The organism is Streptomyces sp. NPDC051921 (genome assembly GCF_040680975.1).
Taxonomy (GTDB): Bacteria; Actinomycetota; Actinomycetes; order Streptomycetales; family Streptomycetaceae; genus Streptomyces.
The window spans coordinates 96,870-114,870 of record NZ_JBFAXU010000006.1; the positions used below are offsets into that span (position 1 = coordinate 96,870).

Below are 18,001 nucleotides of genomic sequence, written 5' to 3' on the forward strand. Positions count from 1 at the left end.
GACGGTTCCGGGAGCCCTTTCCGCCCCTAAGCTCACGGTCGGTCAGGACGATCACTCCGGCCCCGCACGGCGGGGCGCCGGACGGCGTCCTGGCCCCGCTCCGGCACCGGCCGCCTCAAGGCCCCGGAGACTCCACCGACACTAGGGGTTGATTCGCCATGGCCGCACACCGGCGTCCACGCACCGCTGGCATACAGGGACTCGTCCGCCTCTCCGCCGTCACCCTGACGGTCGCGACCGCTGCCGTGGCCACGGCCTGCGGCGTCGGCGGCTCGAAGGACGACGCGGCGCGGAACGTCTCCGTGGCCGCGGCCCCGGACGCCCCCACCGACCAGACCACCACCGACGCGCCGTCCATGGACGCCTCGACCGCCTCCGCCACCCCGGGCGCCGCGTCCGCGTCGGCCTCACCGACGGCCCGGCCGACCGTGTCCACCTCCTCGCCCGCCGCCAGGAGCGCCGCCACGACCAAGGCCGCGCCGCGCCCCGCCAGGACGACGGCCGCCGCCGAGCCGGCCAAGCCGGCCGCCACGAAGGGCGGTTCGGGATCCGGCTCCTCGGGCTTCGCCACCGGCTACCCCACGGGCGCCGACGCCCGCGGGGCGGTCAGGGCCGCGGTCGCCGCGGCCAAGGCCGACGGCAAGAAGGTGCTGATCGACTTCGGCGCCAACTGGTGCGGCAACTGCAGGGCCGCCGACAAGGTCTTCGCGACGAGCGGCGTCGGCGCACTCCTCGACGCCTCGTACCACGTCGTCAAGGTCGACATCGGCAGCCAGGACTCCGCCGCCTTCGACCTGCTGCGCAGCTACTGCTCCGGCGAGGGCGCGTACAAGATGCCCGTCCTGGTGGTCCTCGACGGCAGCGGCAAGGTCGTGACCGAGACGCACTCGACCGGCAACCCGGACCTGACCGACGCCGGCCTGAGCGCGTTCCTCCGGAAGTGGGCCTGATGACGGCCCGCCGTCGCGGACGCGGCGCACCGACGGCGGTCACCCTGCTGCTCCTCGCCCTCGCCGCAACCGGCTGCGGGGGTGCCACCGCGGCCGGACCGGACGGCGCCGACGCCGGAGCGTCCGGGGCCGGCACCGCCTCGACGGCGAAGGTCCTGCCCGTGGCGGACCGCCGCCCGGCGCCCGACACCGCCGGCCGGGATCTCGCCGGCCGGGACGCCGGACTGCGCTCCTACCGCGGCAAGGTCGTCGTCCTCAACGTGTGGGGCTCCTGGTGCGCGCCCTGCCGCGCCGAGGCCCGTGATCTGGAGGCGCTGCGGGCCGCCACGGAGCCGCGCGGGGTGCAGCTCCTGGGCGTCAACGTCCGCGACCGCTCGACCGGGCCCGCCCGGCAGTTCGAGAAGACGTACGGGCTGCGGTACCCGAGCATCCACGACCCCGACGCGAAGCTGCTCCTGGCCTTCCCGCCGGCGCTGCTCAACCCGCAGGCCATCCCCTCCACCCTCGTCATCGACCGGCAGGGCAGGATCGCCGTCGCCGTCTCCGGACCCGTCACCCGCGCGCAGCTGGAGCCCCTGGTGAACCGCGTCGCCGAGGAGGGCGCATGACCGGCCCCACGGGGATCGCGCTCGCCTCCGGCCTGGACGCCGGCGCGGTGTCGGGCACCCTGCTGCTCGCCGTGCCGGTGGCCGTGGCCGCCGGCCTGGTGTCCTTCCTCTCCCCGTGCGTCCTGCCGCTCGTACCGGGCTACCTGAGCTACGTCACCAGCCTGTCCGTGTCCGATCTCGCCGGGGCGGACGGCGGCAGGCGGGGCCGGATGGTCGCCGGTGCAGCGCTGTTCGTCCTCGGTTTCAGCAGCGTCCTAGTGTCCGGCGGTGCCCTGTTCGGGTTCGTCGGACGCAACCTGCTCGCCTACCAGGACACCGTCACGCTGGTCCTCGGCCTGTTCACCGTCGTCATGGGCCTCGCCTTCGCGGGCTGGCTGCCCGGCTTCACCCAGCGCGAGCTGCGCAGCCGGCGCCGCCCCGCCTTCGGCCTGGCGGGCGCCCCCCTGCTGGGCATCGTGTTCGGCGTGGGCTGGACCCCGTGCATAGGACCGACCCTGGCCGCCGTGCAGGCGCTGGCCTGGAACGAGGCGAGCGCCGGGCGCGGCGCCCTGCTGATGGTCTGCTACTGCGTCGGGCTCGGGGCGCCGTTCCTGGTCACCGCGCTCGCCTTCCAGCGGGCCCTGCGCGCCTTCCGCTGGGTCAAGAGCCACCACCGGACCGTCATGCGGGCCGGGGGCGCGCTCTTGGTCCTCGTCGGCGTCCTGCTGGTCACCGGCCTGTGGACGGACCTCGTGTACGCGTTGCAGATACGGCTGGAGGGAACGACCGCGGTTCTGTGAGCGGCGTCAGGCGTCAGGCGTCAGGCGTCAGGCGTCAGGCGTCAGGCGTCAGCAGATGGCACTCCCCCACGGCACGTGGCCGGCCGGGAGCAGCAGCGAAACCATCCTTGAACGGAAGAAAGACGAAGAACGACGACATGACACGGCAGATGACTCCTGGACACCCGGCTCCCCGCCTCCCCCGCGCCGCACGCACGCGCCTCGCCTGGCTGGCGGTCGCCCTGCTGGCGGCCTCCTCGTCGACCGGGTGCGGACGGGAGTCCGCGCCGCGGCATCCCGCCGCGATGACGGAGTTCCACGAGAACGGGGTCACCGTCCGGCTGAGCGTGGCGGACTGGAAGTCCTCGGCGGGCACCCTGGTCGCCACCTTCACCCCGGACGACACCGGCTTCCACCTCTACAGCACCGCGCTTCCCGCGGAGGGCGTCGAGGGGGTGGGGCGGCCCACCCAGGTCCGTCCGACGGGATCGGTCACCGCCGCGGGCGGGATGACGGTGGACAAGCCCGTCAAGACCATCAAGGTGCCCGGGGTACGCAGTGCCGTGCCCGTCTATCCCGACGGCCCCGTCACGGTCACGCTGCCGATCCGGGCGACCGCTCCGGGCGGGGCGAAGGTGCTGGTCGGCTATGCGAGCTGCAGTTCGACCGAGGGGTGTACGATCCCCGTGGCCGACCGGGCCGTGGCCCTGCACACGGGCCAGGACGGCCTGTCGTTCGACGCCGTCTGACGGCCCGTCGTCGCGGATCACGAGGCCCGGTGACGCCGGCCGCCCTCGTGACGGGCGTCGCGCCGGAGTCCTTCCGGCGCCCGCCCGCGGCGACCTTCGTCCCGGACCCCGAACCCTGCCCGTACCGCTTGACGCGCGGCTACCCGTTGGAGCGCTGCACCCGTGAACCGAGGGCCCCGAAGACCCCATGACGAGTGCGGGGCCCCGCGGTGAGGCGCTCCCTGGCGGGGGTGGCCCTGGCGGTCACCTCGATGGTGGCGCTGTCGTTCCTGATTCCGCTGGGACTGTTGGTGATGTCGCTCGCCCGCGAGCAGAGCATCACGGCGGCCGAGCAGAGCGCCGCGGCGATGGCGCCGATCCTGGCGCTCACCACGGACGCGGCCGAACTGCGCGAAGCGGGCGCGGGGCTGCGCGCGGCCGAGCACATGGTCATCCATCTGCCGGACCACAGCACGGTCGGCGGTGCGGGGCACGCGCCGCCGGAGCTGCTGGGCCGCGCCGAGGTCGAACGCGAGTCGATCTCGCGGGACGTGCCCGGTGGTTGGATCTACCTGCAGCCGGTGATCCTGCCCCAGGACCGGGTCGCCGTGGTGGAGAACTTCGTGCCCGACGACGACCTGACCCGCGGCGTCGCTCTTTCGTGGAGCGTCATGGCCGGCTTGGCCGTCCTGCTGCTCGGCGGCTCCGTCCTCGTCGCCGACCGCCTCGGCTCCGCCGTCGTCACCGCCGCGAAGCGACTGGCCGAGGCGTCGCGCCGACTCGGCACGGGCAACCTCGACACCCGCGTACAACCCAAGGGACCACCGGAACTCAAGGAGGCGGGCACGGCCTTCAACACCATGGCCGACCGGATGACGGATCTGCTCGCGGTGGAACGGGAGCTGGTCGCCGACCTGTCCCACCGGCTGCGCACCCCGCTGACCGCGCTGCACCTCGCCGTCGAGCGGATCGCGCCGAGCGCCGACACCGGGCGCATCCAGGCGGCCGTCGCCGAGCTGGAGAAGGAGCTCAACGCGATCATCGCCGAGGCCCGCACGCCGCTGGCCGTCGGCCCGATGGGCCGGGTGCTCCGGGGGGAGGACTCCCCCGACGGAGATGCGCTCGGCGGGGAACGCTGCGAGGTCGCCGACGTCGTCCGTCGGCGCGCGGCCTTCTGGGCCGTGCTCGCGGGCCAGCAGGCGCGCCCCTGCGAGCTTCAGATCACCGACGAGACGACCCCCGTCTGCCTGCCGGAATCGGACGTCACGGCCGTCGTGGACGCACTCGTGGGCAACGTCTTCCGCTACACCCCCTGGGGCGCCGCCCTGGAGATCTGCGTGAACCGCACCGCGCACACCGTGGAGCTGGCCGTCCACGACGCCGGCCCCGGGATCACCGACCCGGACGGCGCCCTGGCCCGCGGCGGCAGTACCGGCTCCACCGGGCTGGGCCTCGACATCGCCCGCCGCGCGGCCCTCGCCGCCCGGGGCACCGTCCACATCACCCGCGGCCCCCTGGGCGGCGCCCGCGTGGCGGTCACGTTCCAGCTGTCGACGGAGCCGACGGGCAGGCGTCCACGGACTCGACGGAGGGGCAGGAAGGCCGGGGCGGCACGCGTGCCGAACCCTCAGGGCGACTGACGGTCCCGCAGCAGCCCACGTTCCCCGCCGTCAGCGAGGCAGCCGGGTCAGGGGCGGTGGCCCCAGACGCTCCTCGGCGGCCCCCGTGGTGCCCTCATGGGTGGGCCCTTCAAGCCGCCGCCGTCGGCTGCCGTGGGCTGCCGTCGGCGGTCTGCCGCAGGTATCGGGATTTGCGATCGGCACGCCCCTCCCTCCCATCCACCTTGAGACACCAGATCCATGACATCCGGTGCGCACGCGGAACCGTTCGCAGGTGCGCATCGTCCCTTGATTCGGGTGTGAGGTAAAGCCCTTGCACGGCACAGCAGTTCGGGCCGACCGAATCCCGCAGGGGCAAGAGTCCGAGAGTCCGGTCGGCACGACGTCCGCTCCGCCGCACGGACGAACTCCTGGGAGGTCACCTTCATGAATCCGAGACCGCGCCGACCACGCGTACTCGCCGTCGCATCCGTGCTGGTGCTCGGTGCGTTCCTGGCACCGGCGGCGACCGCGAGCGCCACCTCCGCAGCACCCGCGGCACGCGCGGCACCCGGGGCTCCGGCGCCCGCCCGGATCGATCTGGTCCTCGACCTGTCCGGGTCGATGAACGAGAACGACGCCGGTGGCCAGACCCGCCTGGCCGCCGCCAAGCAGGCGGTCACCCGCATCATCGACACCGCCCCCGAGCAGGCCCCCCTGGGACTGCGCGTGTACGGCGCCACCTATCCCGGACAGGACAAGAAGCAAGGCTGCGCCGACACGCAGCAGGTCCTGCCGGTCACGCCGATGGACCGGCCGGCACGGGCGGACGCCCAGCAGCGGGTCGCGGCGTTCAAGGCGCTCGGGTTCACACCGATCGGCGTCTCGCTCCGCGAAGCAGCCAAGGACCTCGGCACGAGCGGCGAGCGCCACATCGTCCTGATCTCGGACGGTGACGACACCTGTGCGCCGCCGCCCCCGTGCGAGGTGGCCCGCGAGCTCAAGGCGCAGGGCATCGGGCTCGCCGTGGACGTGGTCGGCTTCCGCACGCCCTCCGCGGCACGGGCGCAGCTGAAGTGCATCGCCGACGTGACCGGCGGGTCGTACGCGGACGCGGGCGACGCCGACTCGCTCACCGCGAATCTGAGCACCCTGTTCCGCAAGGCGTGGCGCACCTACCAGGCCACCGGAACGCCGCTCAAAGGCTCCCGGAATGGTTGCCAGGACGCACCGCTGGTCACTCCCGGCCAGTACCTGGACGAGTTCACCGGGGGGAAAGACCTCTACTACAAGGTCAAGAAGCGGCCGGACCAGCGGCTGCAGGTGAGCGCCACCGCCGTCGCCGAGGAGGGGTACGGGCGCGGGTCCCACATCACCGTCGCCGCCGGCCCTCCGGGAGACGGCGAACCCCGCGCGTGGCTGCGGGAGTTCGCCCAGTCGACGGGCTGGGCGAACATCATCTCCGCCGGAGGCCGCAGCAAGCCCGGAGCCGGCAACGAGAAGCGCGCGCCGAACGACGTCGGCTGCATCATGGTCGAGAACGACGTGACCAGGTCCGGCGACGGGCCGTTGCCCGTCGAGCTCCTCGTCGGCATCGCCGACAAGACGACCCAGGAGTCCGGCCCGCGGGCTCCTGAGCCCCGCACCGGGGCGGACGCCGAGGGCGGCTTCTCCTTCAACAGCGCCACCCCGATCGGGCCGGGCACCCACCGGCAGTCCATCGCCGTCGGTGAGGCCCCTTTCTGGCGGGTGGAGCTGAAGGCCGGCCAGAAACTGACGGTCAGGGCCGGCGTGGACATTCCGGCCGACTTCCCGTCCTCCGCCACCGCCGGGTGGGGTGTCACCGTCTACAACGCCCAGCGCTCGTCGACGCTGTGCAACGAGGACCACGACCTGACCGAGCTCCTCTCGGGCAGGACCGGGCACATCGAGCGGGTCTGCGGGCCCTGGGAGATCACCGCGCCGGACGACGCGAAGAGCCCCGACTCGAACGGGTACGACGTGCCCGGCACGTACTACATCCAGGCGCAGGTCGCCGAGCCGGGCGACGAGGCGAAGGGCGTCGTCGTACCGATCTCACTGACGGTGGACGTCTCCGGCACACCGAGGTCCGGGAACAGCCCGGTGTTCTTCTTCGGTGACGACGCCGCCCAGGGCCGCTCGCCGTCCGGTGCGAACGGCAACGGCGAACGGGGCGGGGGCGGCGGCGGCACAGCCTCCGCCGCGAAGGACGACGAGTCGCCTCTGGGCGGTCTCGCGCTGCCGGCGGGTGTGGGCGCCGGGGTCCTCCTGCTCGGCGGCATCACCTTCTACGCCCTCAGGCGCCGCCGCGCGGCCTGACACCCGGCACGCGCGCGGCTGAGGCGACCGGCCGGACTCCGGGATGCGCGACCGGCCCACCGGTCCGGCTGCCGCGGTCCGGCCTCGTCGCACCGTTCCGGCTCACTGAGACGTGGAGCCGGAACGGCACACGCCGCGTCGAGGGCGTGCGTCGCGGCCGCGCCGTCGGGCGCTCGCCCCGCGAAGGAGCCGGCCCCGTCCGTGTTCAAGGCCCGTACGACAGCGCCACGACGACGAACGCCGTCCCGATCGCCACGCAGAGGCCGCCGAGCCCCACGAAGAGCCACCACACGCCGGGCTTCTCGGCCGGTAGCGTCCAGCGCGACGGCTTCGCCGCGTCGTAGCGCACGTCGACCCGGGCGCCGAGCGAGAGCGTCCTGTTCAGGGGACGAGCGACGTGCGTCCTGGTCTCCATCGCCTGACCGTCGACCGTGGTCCACGCTATGACCGGGTAGTAGGCGGTGGTCCCGGAACGGCGGACGGTGATCGTGCTTTCCGAGCCGGGTCCCTCCAGCTGCGTCGGCTCGAGGCGGATCACCACGCCCTGAGCCCGCTCCCCCGTCCGGATCAGCCGTCGGATCTCCCGGATCCTGCCATGGGCCGCCGTGGCGAGGACGGCTCCCGTCGGGGTGAAGGCCAGCGCGATGAGCCAGGCGATGTGGGTGGAGGACATGCGAGCTTCTCGATTCGGCCGCGCACGGCGACGACATGGGTAGGGGGGTGCGGCGGCCCGTGCGGGGAAACCCCCGACGGACGCCGACCCCGGTCGGGCAGGACTCCGACCGTAGCCGACCGACCGCAGGCGGTCGGTCGCCGGCCGGGCATCGGGCTGCCCGGCCGGCGGTGGCCGACCCCTGGGTGCGGCGCGCTCGGCGCACTGGGCACGGCACACGGGAACCCTCGACGAACGCGGCGCTCGGCGTCGGTCGGACGGGGCGCGGACGGTCAGTCCGCGTCGCGGGGGTCGAAGGACGTGGTGTCGATCGTCAGCGGCTCGCGGAAGGCGCGGGCGACGGCGTCCCAGCGGACGAACTTGAAGTTGGTGCCGGCCCGGTCGCCGTCGACGGGGGTGGCTTCGCCGTCGTGGGTGATCAGCATGCCCTGGGGGAAGTTCCGGCCCAGGGGGACGTTGACCACGGTGGAGCCGTCGGAGTGCTGGACGCCGTCGACCGCGCCGTCGCCGATGCCGAAGGAGCCGACGTAGTCGTTGTCGCCGCCGCGTTCGTAGACGGCGAACGTGTTGTCGCCCTGGCTGGAGGCGAGGACGTACCCGGCGCCGTTCCCGGCGTGGTAGACGGTGACGCCCTCGGCGTCGGCACGCAGGTGCTCGCCGCCGAAGCCGGGGTCGCCGGCCGTGTCGAGGACGCACTCCTCCTCGGCCGCGTCGTACGTCCACGGCGTGCCGTACTCGCGGACGCGGTCCAGCAGTTGCGGGCGTTCGAACTCCTCGTCGTCCAGGTTGATGCGCCACAGGCCCACGCGCTCCTGGGCGGCGTACAGGACGTGGTCCTCGAGGTCGACGGCCATGCCCTCGACCTGGGGACGTTCGCCGGGGTCCGCGCAGGGGGTCCACGCCGTGCCGTTGGGCAGGGTGAAGGTGTCGGGCAGGTCGAGCGTGTCCTCGGTCCGGTAGCCGACGCGTCCGCCGCGGTCCTCCAGCTGCAGCAGTCGCAGGCGGGTCTCCTCGCGCTGCGACACGACCACGTAGGCGTCGTCGTCGTCGCTGAAGGCGGTCAGGCCGTAGGAGGTGCGCTGGCCTTCCACCTCGCTCTCGTCGGCGGCGAAGACCGGTGCCGCGTCGGCGGCCGTCACGTCCTTCAACGGCGGCCTGCCCGCGGCCACGGCGGCCGGGTCGATGGCGTACGCGCGGACGCGGTCACGGCCCCGGTCGCTGACGAGGGCCAGGTCCGTCTTGCGGCCACCCAGGACGAAGCCGTAGACGATGTCGACGTTGTTGAAGCGGCCGGGCTTGGCGTCCTCGCTCGGGGCCTGCGGCGCCGCGATGTGCTGGAGGCGTCGGCCGTCGAGTCCGTAGACGTCGAGGCCCGCCTCCTTCAACGTGCTGACGACGATGCTGCGGCCGGGATTCCTGGGGTCGACCCACACCGCCGGGTCGTCGGCGTCGGCGTTGGCTCCCGCCTCGTCGTCGTGGACCGCGGGGGTCTCGACGGTGGCTGTGACGGTCACCGGGGCCACGGGGCCGGTGGTCAGGGTGAATGCGGTGGCAAGTGCGGTCAGGGTGGTGCCGACGGCGAAAGCGCCCATGTTACTCCTTGGTAGGAATATGAACACCTGGGACGCTAGACGGACTTGCCGAAGGCACCGGAACGCAGCCGTTAACAGCGGGTGATCTTTGGGGACGGGGGCCCGGCCCGCTCCCCCCGCGCAGGGCGGTGCTCACGTCACGGGAGCGGCGGGAACCGCTGGGCACGCAGGACGCACGCCGCTTCACATGCTCGTGATCGCCTGCGCCGACAGGGTTTTGAGCAGGGTGTTGGTCCAGCGCATCTGCCGCAGCGTCCGCGGATGGCAGTCGGAGGCGAGGGAGAGCAGTGCGGCGTCCTTCGATGCCTGGGCGGCCTGGGCGAGCATCTCCCAGTGCAGCGAGTTGGAGACCGCCCTGAGGTGCAGGTTCCTAAGGTCGCGCAGGAGCATCAGAGGGGACTCCGGCGAAGGTCCGCCTGCCTCCGGTGTGCTCATCGGGTCGGCGCCCAGGATGTTGCCGGGGGCGCCGGCCGGGACGCCCGCCAGGTCGAGCCCGCGCTCGGCGGCCGTACGGGTCAGGCGCTGGACGTGTTCGTGGGACCAGGCGGCCAGATCGGTGGCGACGTGGTGGATCTCGTGCTCGGCGCGGTGGTGCTCCGCCGCTGCGGTGAGTTCCTCGGCAAGAGCCTGCTCGCCCCGATGCAGCGCGCGCAGGAGGAGTTCGACGCCGTTCACCGGTCGCCTCCCTGGGGGTTCCACGCGGGGTGCCGCGCCTGGGTCGCCCGGGCGGACGGGCCGCCGGCGGTATCCCGTACGTTCCCGTTCACGGGGGCGGAGGCCGCGGTCGTGGGTGCCGGGCTGGGTGTGCCGTCGCCGCGCGCGACGAGGGCGAGGGCCGCGGCGGCCGTCTTGAACAGCGGCTGTTTGGAGGCGGGGTCCCAGTCGGTGATCGTCGTCTCGTTCGCCGCCCGGCCGGGCGAGGTGGCGTCGGGCCGGAAGCCCGCGGGTGTGTCCCAGTACCCGTAGTGGAAGGGGACGAAGAGCACACCGGGCCGCAGGCCGGTGACGCGCAACCGTCCCCGCAGGGTGCCGCGGCGGGTGGAGACGTCGACGAGGTCGCCTTCGCCGAGGTCCAGCCGCGCCGCGTCGTCCGCGGAGATCTCGACCCATACGTCCGGGGCTGCCGCGTCGAGTTGGGGGACGCGGCCGGTCTTCGTGCGGGTGTGGAAGTGGTAGAGGGTCCGGCCCGTGCTCAACTGGAACGGGTACTCCTCGTCCGGCAGCTCGTGCGGGGCCAGATAGGCGGCCGGTTTGAGCATGCCCTTGCCGTCCGGGTTGAACGACCGGTACTCCACCGCGCCGTCGGCGGCCCCGGTCACCAGGTCCTTGCCGTACTCCTCGCACAGGTCGGGGGACGCCCAGCTGATGCCTGTGGTGTAGAGGCGCTCGGTGCCTCCGGGCGCCGTCTCGTCGACGGGCCACTGGATGCCGCTGCCGCCCCGCAGCATCCGGTACGTCAGACCGGTGTAGTCGCACGGGCGGCCGGCGCTGCACCGTTTCCACGCTTCGAAGGCCGACTCGGGGTCGCTCCAGGTGATCAGCGGCCCGCCGTCCTTGTCACGGAAGCCCATCCGCCGCGCGTAGTCGAGGAAGATCTCCAGATCGGGCTTCGCCCGACCGGGAGGCTCGACCGCCTTGTCACAGAGGTGCACGGTACGGTCGGCGTTGGTGAACGTGCCGGTCTTCTCCCCCCACGTCGCGGCCGGCAGCACCACGTCGGCCAGCTGTGCCGTCTCGGTCAGGAACAGGTCCTGCACGACGACGAAGAGCCGCTCCCGCCCGAGGATCGAGCGGATGCGGGACAGCTCCGGCAGGGACACGGCCGGGTTGGTGCCGGAGATCCAGAGCATCGCGATGGAGCCCTGCTCGGCGTAGCGGAACATCTGCATGGCGTGCGTGGGCGGCGCATGGTGCGGAATGGTGGCGGGCTCGACGTTCCACACCTCGGCGAGGTCGGCGACGTGCGCGTCGTTCTGCCAGTTCCGAAAGCCCGGCAGGTCGCCGTTGGCTCCGCACTCGCGGGTGTTCTGCGCGGTGGGCTGTCCGTTCATCTGCAGCACACCCGCCCCCGGCCGCCCCAGCATGCCCCGCAGGAGGTGCAGGTTGTTGACCTGCACAGCGGCGGCGGTCGCCTGGTGGGACTGGTAGACGCCCTGCAGGACGGTCGACAGCAGCCGCTCGGCGCCGCCCAGCAGCTCGGCAGCCTCGGCGATGCGGCCGGCCGGGATGCCGCAGATGTCGGCCGCCCACCGCGGTGTGCAGTCGCGCAGGTGCTCGGCGAGCTCTTCGAAGCCGACCGTGTGCGCCTGGACGTAGGCGTGGTCGACGCGGTCCGTGCGGATGATCTCGTGAAGGAGCGCATTGAGCAGCGCCAGATTGGTGCCCAGCCGCGGGGCGAGGTGCACGCTCGCCCTGCGGGCCACCGGGGTGGGCCGGGGATCCACGCAGAGCAGGCGCGGCGGATCGGCGCCCTCCAGCCGGTCGAGGATCCGCATCCACTGGACGGGCTGCGTCTCGGCGATGTTGTGTCCGAACAGCGCGATCACGTCGGCATGGTCGATGTCGTCGAAGCTGCCCGGCTGCCCGTCGCAGCCGAAGGACTGCTTGAGTGCCTCGGCCGCGGTGGCCGTGCACAGACGGGTGTTCCCGTCGAGATGGTTCGTGCCGATCCCCGCGCGTGCCAGTACCGCGAGCGTGTAGTACTCCTCCAGGAACAGCTGACCGGAGGTGTAGAAGCCGATCGAACCGGGCCCCCGGTCGTCGAGGAGCTCCCGGGAGCGCGAGACGACCCGCTGCATGGCCGTGTCCCAGTCGGTCTCCACCAGCTGTCCGTCCTCTCGGACCAGCGGGCGCGTCAGCCGGTCGGGAGACGCGTTCGCCTGCCATCCGAAGAGGTCCTTCGGTCCCAGCCGCCCGCGGTTGACCCGGTCCACCGCCCGCCCGCGCACGCCGACCATGCGCCCGTCGACGACGGCGATGTCCATCGCGTCACCGTCCGAGTGCAGGATCGACGCGGCCTGCACCCACCGCTGCACCCTGTCCGGCTCGACGTCGCCGGTGAGGTACGTGTCCGACCGGGCCGGCCACGGCGTGTGCCGGCCGTACGGCACGCGGGCTCCCCACGGCTGCGCGATCCGGTCCACCGACGCGTCGTCCACGACTGCCTCCCAGTCCGCCGCCCGAGCCCTCCCTCAGGGCCGCCGCCGGGTCGGCGGCGCGGGCGGACGGCGTATTCGACTCCCGTACGCCTGGCCCCGGCGCGAGGGCCCAAACCCAGCTCCAGCTCCAGCTCCAGCTCCAGCTCCAGGCCGAGCGTCCCCGTCTTCCCGAGGACGGTCTGCGCGCAGGGTGCCGCCCTGGCCGAGACGGCCCGAACGGCACGGTGCGCGCACCGTGCCGCGTTGCCCCTGGCTCTCGTCTGCTGGCTCTCGACTGCTGCCTCTCGCCAAGGGCGCCCGGCGTGGGCGCCCGCATCCGCTACGCGCTACGCGCTCCGTGCGGTCCGCGCCCGGAGCGAAGCGGCCTGTCAGTGGGCGGCCGCCCCGAACTCGGCGTGCTGGGTGCGCAGGGAGAAGTCCGGCTCCCCCGTGGGTGGGTGGCCCATGAACTGGCCGCTCGCCTCGGCGCGGGCCTCCTTCATCAGCGCGCTGAACTCCTCGTCCGTGAGCCGACGCCTGCCGTGCCCCGCGTTCTGGGATCCTCGGCCGCCGGTGTGCCTGCCCATCTCCTGGCCTCCGTCCCGCCGTAGCGGTGTTCGGACGGGCGACTACCCAGAAACGGCCGCGACAGACATACCGGTGGGCCTCGACCTGGGCGGTGCCGCTCCCCTGCCGCTCCGGTCGCGCGACCCGCCCCTGGGGGGCGCGGGTGAGGGCTCAAGGGTCAGGGGTCAGGGACCGAAGGGCACAGGCGCAGGGGGAATCAGCAGGGGGAATCAAGGAGGAATCAGGGGCGAAGACGCCCCGCACGTCCGCGCGGGCGGGAGGCATCGGCGCGGTCCCGGGCGGAGACGGCGCGGCCCGTCGAATGAATCCGCCGATACGGGTCACTCGCGGAAAGAGGGGACGCCGCCACCAGACCGAAAGGAGCTCCGCCCCATGAACACCGCCCCCGTGCCGCAAGACCTCGACACCGCCCGTGTGCCGCAGGCCGAACCGCCCCGGCCGCCGGGCCCACCGCAGCGTTCCGAGCCCTCCGGCCCGCCGGAGCCGGCCGAGCCCCCCGTGCCGCCGGATCCGCCGGCGCCGCCGGGCAGGCCCACCCCGCCGCCGGAGCCGCCCCGTCCGACGGGGCCCGGCCCCGAACCAGCCACACCGGATCCCGGAAAGCCGCGTCCGCCGGAGCCGCCCGACTGACGCAGGCGCGGGCCGGGCCGCCCTACGGAAGCACGCGCAGACCCCCGAGCGGCCCGGCCGGAGCGACGCGCAGTCCGACCGGGGCTACGCGAAGACCCGGCCGCCCGACCGGCGCAGCCGGGCACCGAGCTCGGCGGGCGCGGCCGCACGGGCCACCCCCACCGCTCGGTTCGCGGCGGGCCCGGCGGGGGTCAGGCCGTCGGCCTGCGGGTCAGCCCGTCGGCCTACGGCGACTCGCTCCCGTCATCGTCCTGATCGTCGTCGTCCTGCGCCTTGGCGCGCACGTCCTTGGGCGTGGGAGCAGAGATGTTCCGCTGCTCCGCCGACCGCTCCCGGGTCTCGTCGTCGACCTGTGTGTGCTCGTTCTCTTCAGGGGTGCTCATGTCCCCATCCTCTCCCTGCCTCGGCCGGATCGCGGGTCGGACACGACGGAGGGCGGCTGCCGTCCGTTCCGGTCGGTGAGCGGCAGGTCGCAAGAGGCACGACCGCCTCAGCGGCCGACGGTCCCCGGAGGGACTCCGGCGGGGCTGCCGTGCCGCTCGCGGACGGCGATCCTGGCGAGCTTCGTCAGCATCATGCCGTTGCGGATGGAGACGAGGTAGTCGACGGGGAGCCCGTGCATGCGGGTGCCGGGGCCGCGCAGGGGATGCCACTCGAGGAGGAAGAGCGTGTGCTCCCCCCAGGGGATCAGGTTCATGGCGATGCGGGCAGCGCCGAAGGGATCCGCCTTCGCTTCCAGCTCCAGACGGCGCTCGGGCTCGCAGATGCGTACGACACAGGTGTCATCGAGAGTGAGCGGACCGGCACCGACGCGGACCCGGAGCCGGGCGCCGACCTCGGGCCACTGCGGATCGACGGCGATGACCTGCTGCGTTCCCGACACCCACTCCCCGTAACGATGGCCGTCGCACAGCAGGCCCCACACTTTGGACGGCGGGCTCAGGATCAAGCGGCGATTGCGGGACACTGCGACCGCCTTCCTTCTCTTCGTCGGGAGCGGCATCCGTAACCTCGGCCGACGCTATCCGCATCACGCGTCCCCGGCACGCGCAGTGACCCGCGTGCCGGGGCGCCCCGTCCGCGGAGGAGTGCGGACCCGGCGGCCTGCCACGCCGTCGGGCAGCGCGTGCGAGGGAGCGGGCCGCCGAGGTCTGCGTAGGACATCACGTCGGCGAACGGACGGGTCCCCGGCGCCGTACGGCTGCCGCGCCGCGAGGCGTGTGGCGGCGTAGGCCGTCCGGGCGAGGGCCGGGGCCGGGGCTCACCGCCCGGGCGACGCGGAGGGCACCCGCCTCGGCGACGGGCGGAGCCGTGGGGCTGCGGGGCCGGCTGGAGGGCCGCGGGGCCGGCCATGATGTGCGGCGACTCGACCGACGGGCCGACGAGCGGCGAGCGAGGCCCCGGCGCCTGGTCAGGCGGAGACGAAAGCGCCCGCGGGCGCGTCGTCGAGGACGAATCCGTTGTCGAGCCGGACCCGGACCGTGACGCGACTCCTCCCGCGCTCGTAGGCGATCCAGTGCTCCTCCAAGGCCGCTACCTGCTCCTCCAGTTGCTTTCTGCTCGCCGGCGGCATCTGGTGGCCGAAGTCGCCGAGCAGCGACGCGAGGCGCAGGTACTCACGGACTTCGTGACTCTGCTGCCGCTGGTGCTCGTCCACGCGCTCGACCGTGCCCTCGGTGCCCGCGGCCAGGGCCAGAGAGGCGGCGAAGGCCTCCGTCTCCGCAGGGGGCTCCGCGGCCGGAGTCACCGACCCGGCCAGCCGGAGATCCGCCGCCAGCCGCACCCGTCGGCCCACGTTCAGCGTCATCGATCCTTCGTCCTTCTTGTCCGTCACGGCGTTCGGTCACCTGTGGCGTCGCCAGGCACACCGGAGGACTGGATCATCCCACCGCACTGTCGGTCGCGTACCCACGCGCGCCGACCGGGCGGCGGCCAGGAGGGTCACGGGCCTTGCGGACCGGGCGAGTTGGGGGTGCGCTCACGGGTGGTGATCGGGGGGATTCGCGAGGTGAGAAATTAGGTGAATCCTTTACTGAATTCACGTCAATAGTTGTCGGCGTTTATTTCGATTGCATAACAGGATCGCCGGAAAGGCCTGGACCAAGGCGCGGCGACGCGTGTAACTCCCCTTATTTTAAAGGAAATTGAGTGTTCATCAGATACGGTGGCGTAGGTAACGGAATGGATTCTTTCAACGCTCTCCCCTTTGTCCGAATTCTCCACCGGGAGGTTCTGACAGGCTTCCGCGCACCCAGTCTTCTGACCAAAGAGTTGAGGTGTGCATGTCTAGACATAGGAAGCCGAAGGAGAGTCAGGCGCGCGGGGCGCGGCCTCGCAGACGCTTCGCGGGTGTCACCACCGCCATGGCGCTCGCGGCAGTCATAGCCGGGGGCATCGCCTACGAGGCGGGTCGCGCGGACTCGGGCGCGACGCCGCTCGCCCGCCTCGAGACCCCCGCCACCGACATCGCCGTACCCGCCGCCGCGCCCGCCAGGGACGAGGAACCGGAGCCGATCCAGAAGAAGCCGGCCAACGAGCCGGCCCGGGGCATGGTGTACGACGGGCTCAAGGTGGCCCCCGAGGGGGACCGCTGCGCCGGCGTGTACGCCACCGCCACCGGCCACTGCACCCACGGCCCCGACGCCCCGCCGAAGGGCGTCGACATCCACAAGGACACTCCGCCGGCCGTCAAGTCCGTGGCACCGGCCGCGGATCCGGCCAAGCCGTCCGCCGCGCAGCCTGCGCCCCGCAAGAGCCAGGGGCCCGCCCAGGACGCGCCCGCCGTCGATGCGCGGGCCCCGCGTACGGCGGCAGCCGCCGCGTCGCCGAGCCCCACGACGGCCGCCGCCCCCGCCGCCCCCGGATCCACCACGACCGCCGCCGCCGGGCCCGCCGGCCAGACCGTCCAGTGCGACGGCGACGGCAGCACCGGCAACCGGGTCCAGGTCGTGTACGTCCACGGCCCCGGACGCGACCGGTACTCCCAGTACCTCGCCTCCTTCCGCAAGTGGGCCGCCGACGCCGACCTCATCTACTCGGCCAGCGCGCAGGAGACCGGCGGCGTCCGGCACATCCGGTACGTGGCGGCAGCGGACTGCACGCCCACCGTCCTCAACATCGAACTCCCCGACTCCGCGCTGTCCGAGTTCAGCGCCACCAACCGGGCGCTCGCCGGCAAGGGCCTCGACCGTCGCGACCGCAAGTACATGATCTTCGCCGACGCCCAGGTGTACTGCGGCATCGGCACCTTCGCCGGCGACGAGCGGCCCGGCCAGTCCAACCTGAGCAACTTCGGCCCCTCGTACGGGCGTACCGACAGCGGCTGCTGGGGTGGGCACACCGCGGCCCACGAACTCGGCCACAACCTCGGCGCGGTCAACAACAGCGCGCCCAACACCAGCCGCGGCGCGCACTGTACGGACGAGTGGGACGTGATGTGCTACTCGGACAGTCCGTACTACCCGCAGATGCGTGACGTCTGCACCAACCGCGCGTCGGAGAACATCCTCGACTGCAACCACGACGACTACTTCCACACCAGCCCGCGACCGGGCAGCTATCTCGCCACGCACTGGAACATCGCCGACAACCAGTTCCTCATGCGCGCCAAGGGCGGCGGCACCGGACCCGACCCGACTCCGAGCCCCACGCCCACCCCGACTCCCACCCCGACCGGGCCGCGGCCCGGCGCCGGTCCGGACGTGACCGTCGGTCAGGTCCAGGCGGACTCCGTCGTGGTGAGCTGGCAGCCGGTCGGCAACGCCTCCTGGTACCAGGTGCTCCTCGACGGCAGACATCTGACGTGGGTCCAGGGCACCGCGTTGCGGATCTACAACCTGCGGCCGGGCACGTCGCACACCGTCGCCGTCTCCGTCCGTGACGTCCAGGGCCGCGACAGCGGGCCGGGCCGCGCGACGAGCTTCCGTACCGCCGGGTCGGGCGGCACCACCACCCCCGACACCCGCTATCTGCTCTCCAACGGCAGCACCGGGCTCAGCGCCCAGCTGTGGGGCGGCCGCAGCGCGGACGGCACTGTCCTGGTCGGCGCCCAGAGCAACGGGTACGAGCAGCAGCAGTGGTACTTCGACGACGCGGGCGCCGGTCTCGTACGTGTCCGGTCCGCGGCCTCCGGCAAGTGCCTGCAGCCCGGCGGCACACCCGCGCCCGGCATGTGGGTGGCCCAGCAGCCCTGCGCGGCCGGCTCCTCGGCCCAGCAGTGGCGGATGACGGCCGCCAACGGCGTGGTCACGCTCGCCGACCGGAGCGGGGCCTACGCCCTGACCGTCAGCAACCGCCCCTACTACGGGGCCTGGCTGCTCGACCTCCAGCGCGTCGACGGACGAACGGCGCAGGTCTGGACGGTCCGCCGGGCGGGCTGATCCGCCCGCGGGCCGCAACC

The 18,001-nt window shown here is 73.0% G+C and carries 15 protein-coding genes; 7 read left to right on the forward strand and 8 right to left on the reverse strand.

What is annotated here, in order from left to right; translation table 11 throughout:
• Positions 1-158 precede the first annotated feature (158 nt).
• From AB0M16_RS10320 to AB0M16_RS10345, 6 genes are all read left to right on the forward strand, one after another.
• Entirely contained in the window at positions 159-950 is a 792-nt protein-coding gene (locus tag AB0M16_RS10320; protein WP_365340932.1) for a thioredoxin family protein, read from the forward strand.
• Positions 950-1,558 carry a TlpA disulfide reductase family protein gene (locus AB0M16_RS10325; RefSeq protein WP_365340934.1) on the forward strand — a complete coding sequence of 203 codons (609 nt, stop codon included), beginning with the start codon at positions 950-952 and terminating at the stop codon, positions 1,556-1,558. Before AB0M16_RS10320 ends, AB0M16_RS10325 begins: the two co-directional genes overlap by 1 nt.
• Entirely contained in the window at positions 1,555-2,337 is a 783-nt protein-coding gene (locus AB0M16_RS10330) for a cytochrome c biogenesis protein CcdA (RefSeq protein ID WP_365340936.1), read from the forward strand. The genes AB0M16_RS10325 and AB0M16_RS10330 overlap by 4 nt, the downstream gene beginning before the upstream one ends.
• Positions 2,338-2,474: 137 nt before the next feature.
• Entirely contained in the window at positions 2,475-3,065 is a 591-nt protein-coding gene (locus tag AB0M16_RS10335; RefSeq protein ID WP_365340938.1) for a hypothetical protein, read from the forward strand.
• A gap of 209 nt (positions 3,066-3,274) precedes the next feature.
• Positions 3,275-4,684, forward strand: a complete 1,410-nt coding sequence (locus tag AB0M16_RS10340) for a sensor histidine kinase (RefSeq protein ID WP_365340940.1) — start codon at positions 3,275-3,277, stop codon at positions 4,682-4,684.
• Between the two features lie 405 nt (positions 4,685-5,089).
• Entirely contained in the window at positions 5,090-6,982 is a 1,893-nt protein-coding gene (locus tag AB0M16_RS10345; RefSeq protein WP_365340942.1) for a hypothetical protein, read from the forward strand.
• Between the two features lie 205 nt (positions 6,983-7,187).
• Here AB0M16_RS10345 and AB0M16_RS10350 read toward each other — a convergent pair whose 3' ends face one another.
• The 8 genes from AB0M16_RS10350 to AB0M16_RS10385 form a co-directional block, all read right to left on the reverse strand.
• Complete coding sequence (locus tag AB0M16_RS10350) at positions 7,188-7,655, reverse strand: DUF3592 domain-containing protein (protein ID WP_365340944.1); 468 nt, start codon at positions 7,653-7,655, stop codon at positions 7,188-7,190.
• A 272-nt stretch (positions 7,656-7,927) separates the two neighbouring features.
• Positions 7,928-9,247, reverse strand: coding sequence for a phytase (locus AB0M16_RS10355; protein ID WP_365340946.1), 1,320 nt, complete (start codon positions 9,245-9,247; stop codon positions 7,928-7,930).
• 183 nt (positions 9,248-9,430) lie between these two features.
• Positions 9,431-9,922 (reverse strand): hypothetical protein, encoded by a 492-nt coding sequence (locus AB0M16_RS10360; RefSeq protein ID WP_365340948.1) that lies wholly within the window; start codon positions 9,920-9,922, stop codon positions 9,431-9,433.
• The gene (locus AB0M16_RS10365; protein ID WP_365340950.1) at positions 9,919-12,405 is read right to left on the reverse strand and encodes a molybdopterin-dependent oxidoreductase; all 2,487 of its coding nucleotides are present in this window, start codon (positions 12,403-12,405) and stop codon (positions 9,919-9,921) included. Before AB0M16_RS10365 ends, AB0M16_RS10360 begins: the two co-directional genes overlap by 4 nt.
• 368 nt (positions 12,406-12,773) lie before the next feature.
• Positions 12,774-12,971 (reverse strand): hypothetical protein, encoded by a 198-nt coding sequence (locus tag AB0M16_RS10370; protein ID WP_365340952.1) that lies wholly within the window; start codon positions 12,969-12,971, stop codon positions 12,774-12,776.
• Between the two features lie 855 nt (positions 12,972-13,826).
• Positions 13,827-13,985, reverse strand: a complete 159-nt coding sequence (locus AB0M16_RS10375; protein WP_365340954.1) for a hypothetical protein — start codon at positions 13,983-13,985, stop codon at positions 13,827-13,829.
• 107 nt (positions 13,986-14,092) lie between these two features.
• The gene (locus AB0M16_RS10380; RefSeq protein WP_365340956.1) at positions 14,093-14,569 is read right to left on the reverse strand and encodes an SRPBCC family protein; all 477 of its coding nucleotides are present in this window, start codon (positions 14,567-14,569) and stop codon (positions 14,093-14,095) included.
• Positions 14,570-15,013: 444 nt separating this feature from the next.
• On the reverse strand, positions 15,014-15,436 hold the full coding sequence (locus AB0M16_RS10385; RefSeq protein ID WP_365340958.1) for a hypothetical protein: 423 nt from the start codon (positions 15,434-15,436) through the stop codon (positions 15,014-15,016).
• Positions 15,437-15,884: 448 nt separating this feature from the next.
• On the opposite strand from AB0M16_RS10385, the gene AB0M16_RS10390 reads away from it, so the two are divergent.
• Positions 15,885-17,981, forward strand: coding sequence for an RICIN domain-containing protein (locus AB0M16_RS10390; RefSeq protein ID WP_365340960.1), 2,097 nt, complete (start codon positions 15,885-15,887; stop codon positions 17,979-17,981).
• The last annotated feature ends 20 nt before the right edge of the window (positions 17,982-18,001 follow it).

Coding starts and splice junctions, on each gene's coding strand:
- AB0M16_RS10320 (WP_365340932.1), top strand. CDS start 159: ATGGCCGCACACCGGCGTCCACGCACCGCTGGCATACAGGGACTCGTC.
- AB0M16_RS10325 (WP_365340934.1), top strand. CDS start 950: ATGACGGCCCGCCGTCGCGGACGCGGCGCACCGACGGCGGTCACCCTG.
- AB0M16_RS10330 (WP_365340936.1), top strand. CDS start 1,555: ATGACCGGCCCCACGGGGATCGCGCTCGCCTCCGGCCTGGACGCCGGC.
- AB0M16_RS10335 (WP_365340938.1), top strand. CDS start 2,475: ATGACACGGCAGATGACTCCTGGACACCCGGCTCCCCGCCTCCCCCGC.
- AB0M16_RS10345 (WP_365340942.1), top strand. CDS start 5,090: ATGAATCCGAGACCGCGCCGACCACGCGTACTCGCCGTCGCATCCGTG.
- AB0M16_RS10350 (WP_365340944.1), bottom strand. CDS start 7,655: ATGTCCTCCACCCACATCGCCTGGCTCATCGCGCTGGCCTTCACCCCG.
- AB0M16_RS10355 (WP_365340946.1), bottom strand. CDS start 9,247: ATGGGCGCTTTCGCCGTCGGCACCACCCTGACCGCACTTGCCACCGCA.
- AB0M16_RS10370 (WP_365340952.1), bottom strand. CDS start 12,971: ATGGGCAGGCACACCGGCGGCCGAGGATCCCAGAACGCGGGGCACGGC.
- AB0M16_RS10375 (WP_365340954.1), bottom strand. CDS start 13,985: ATGAGCACCCCTGAAGAGAACGAGCACACACAGGTCGACGACGAGACC.
- AB0M16_RS10390 (WP_365340960.1), top strand. CDS start 15,885: ATGTCTAGACATAGGAAGCCGAAGGAGAGTCAGGCGCGCGGGGCGCGG.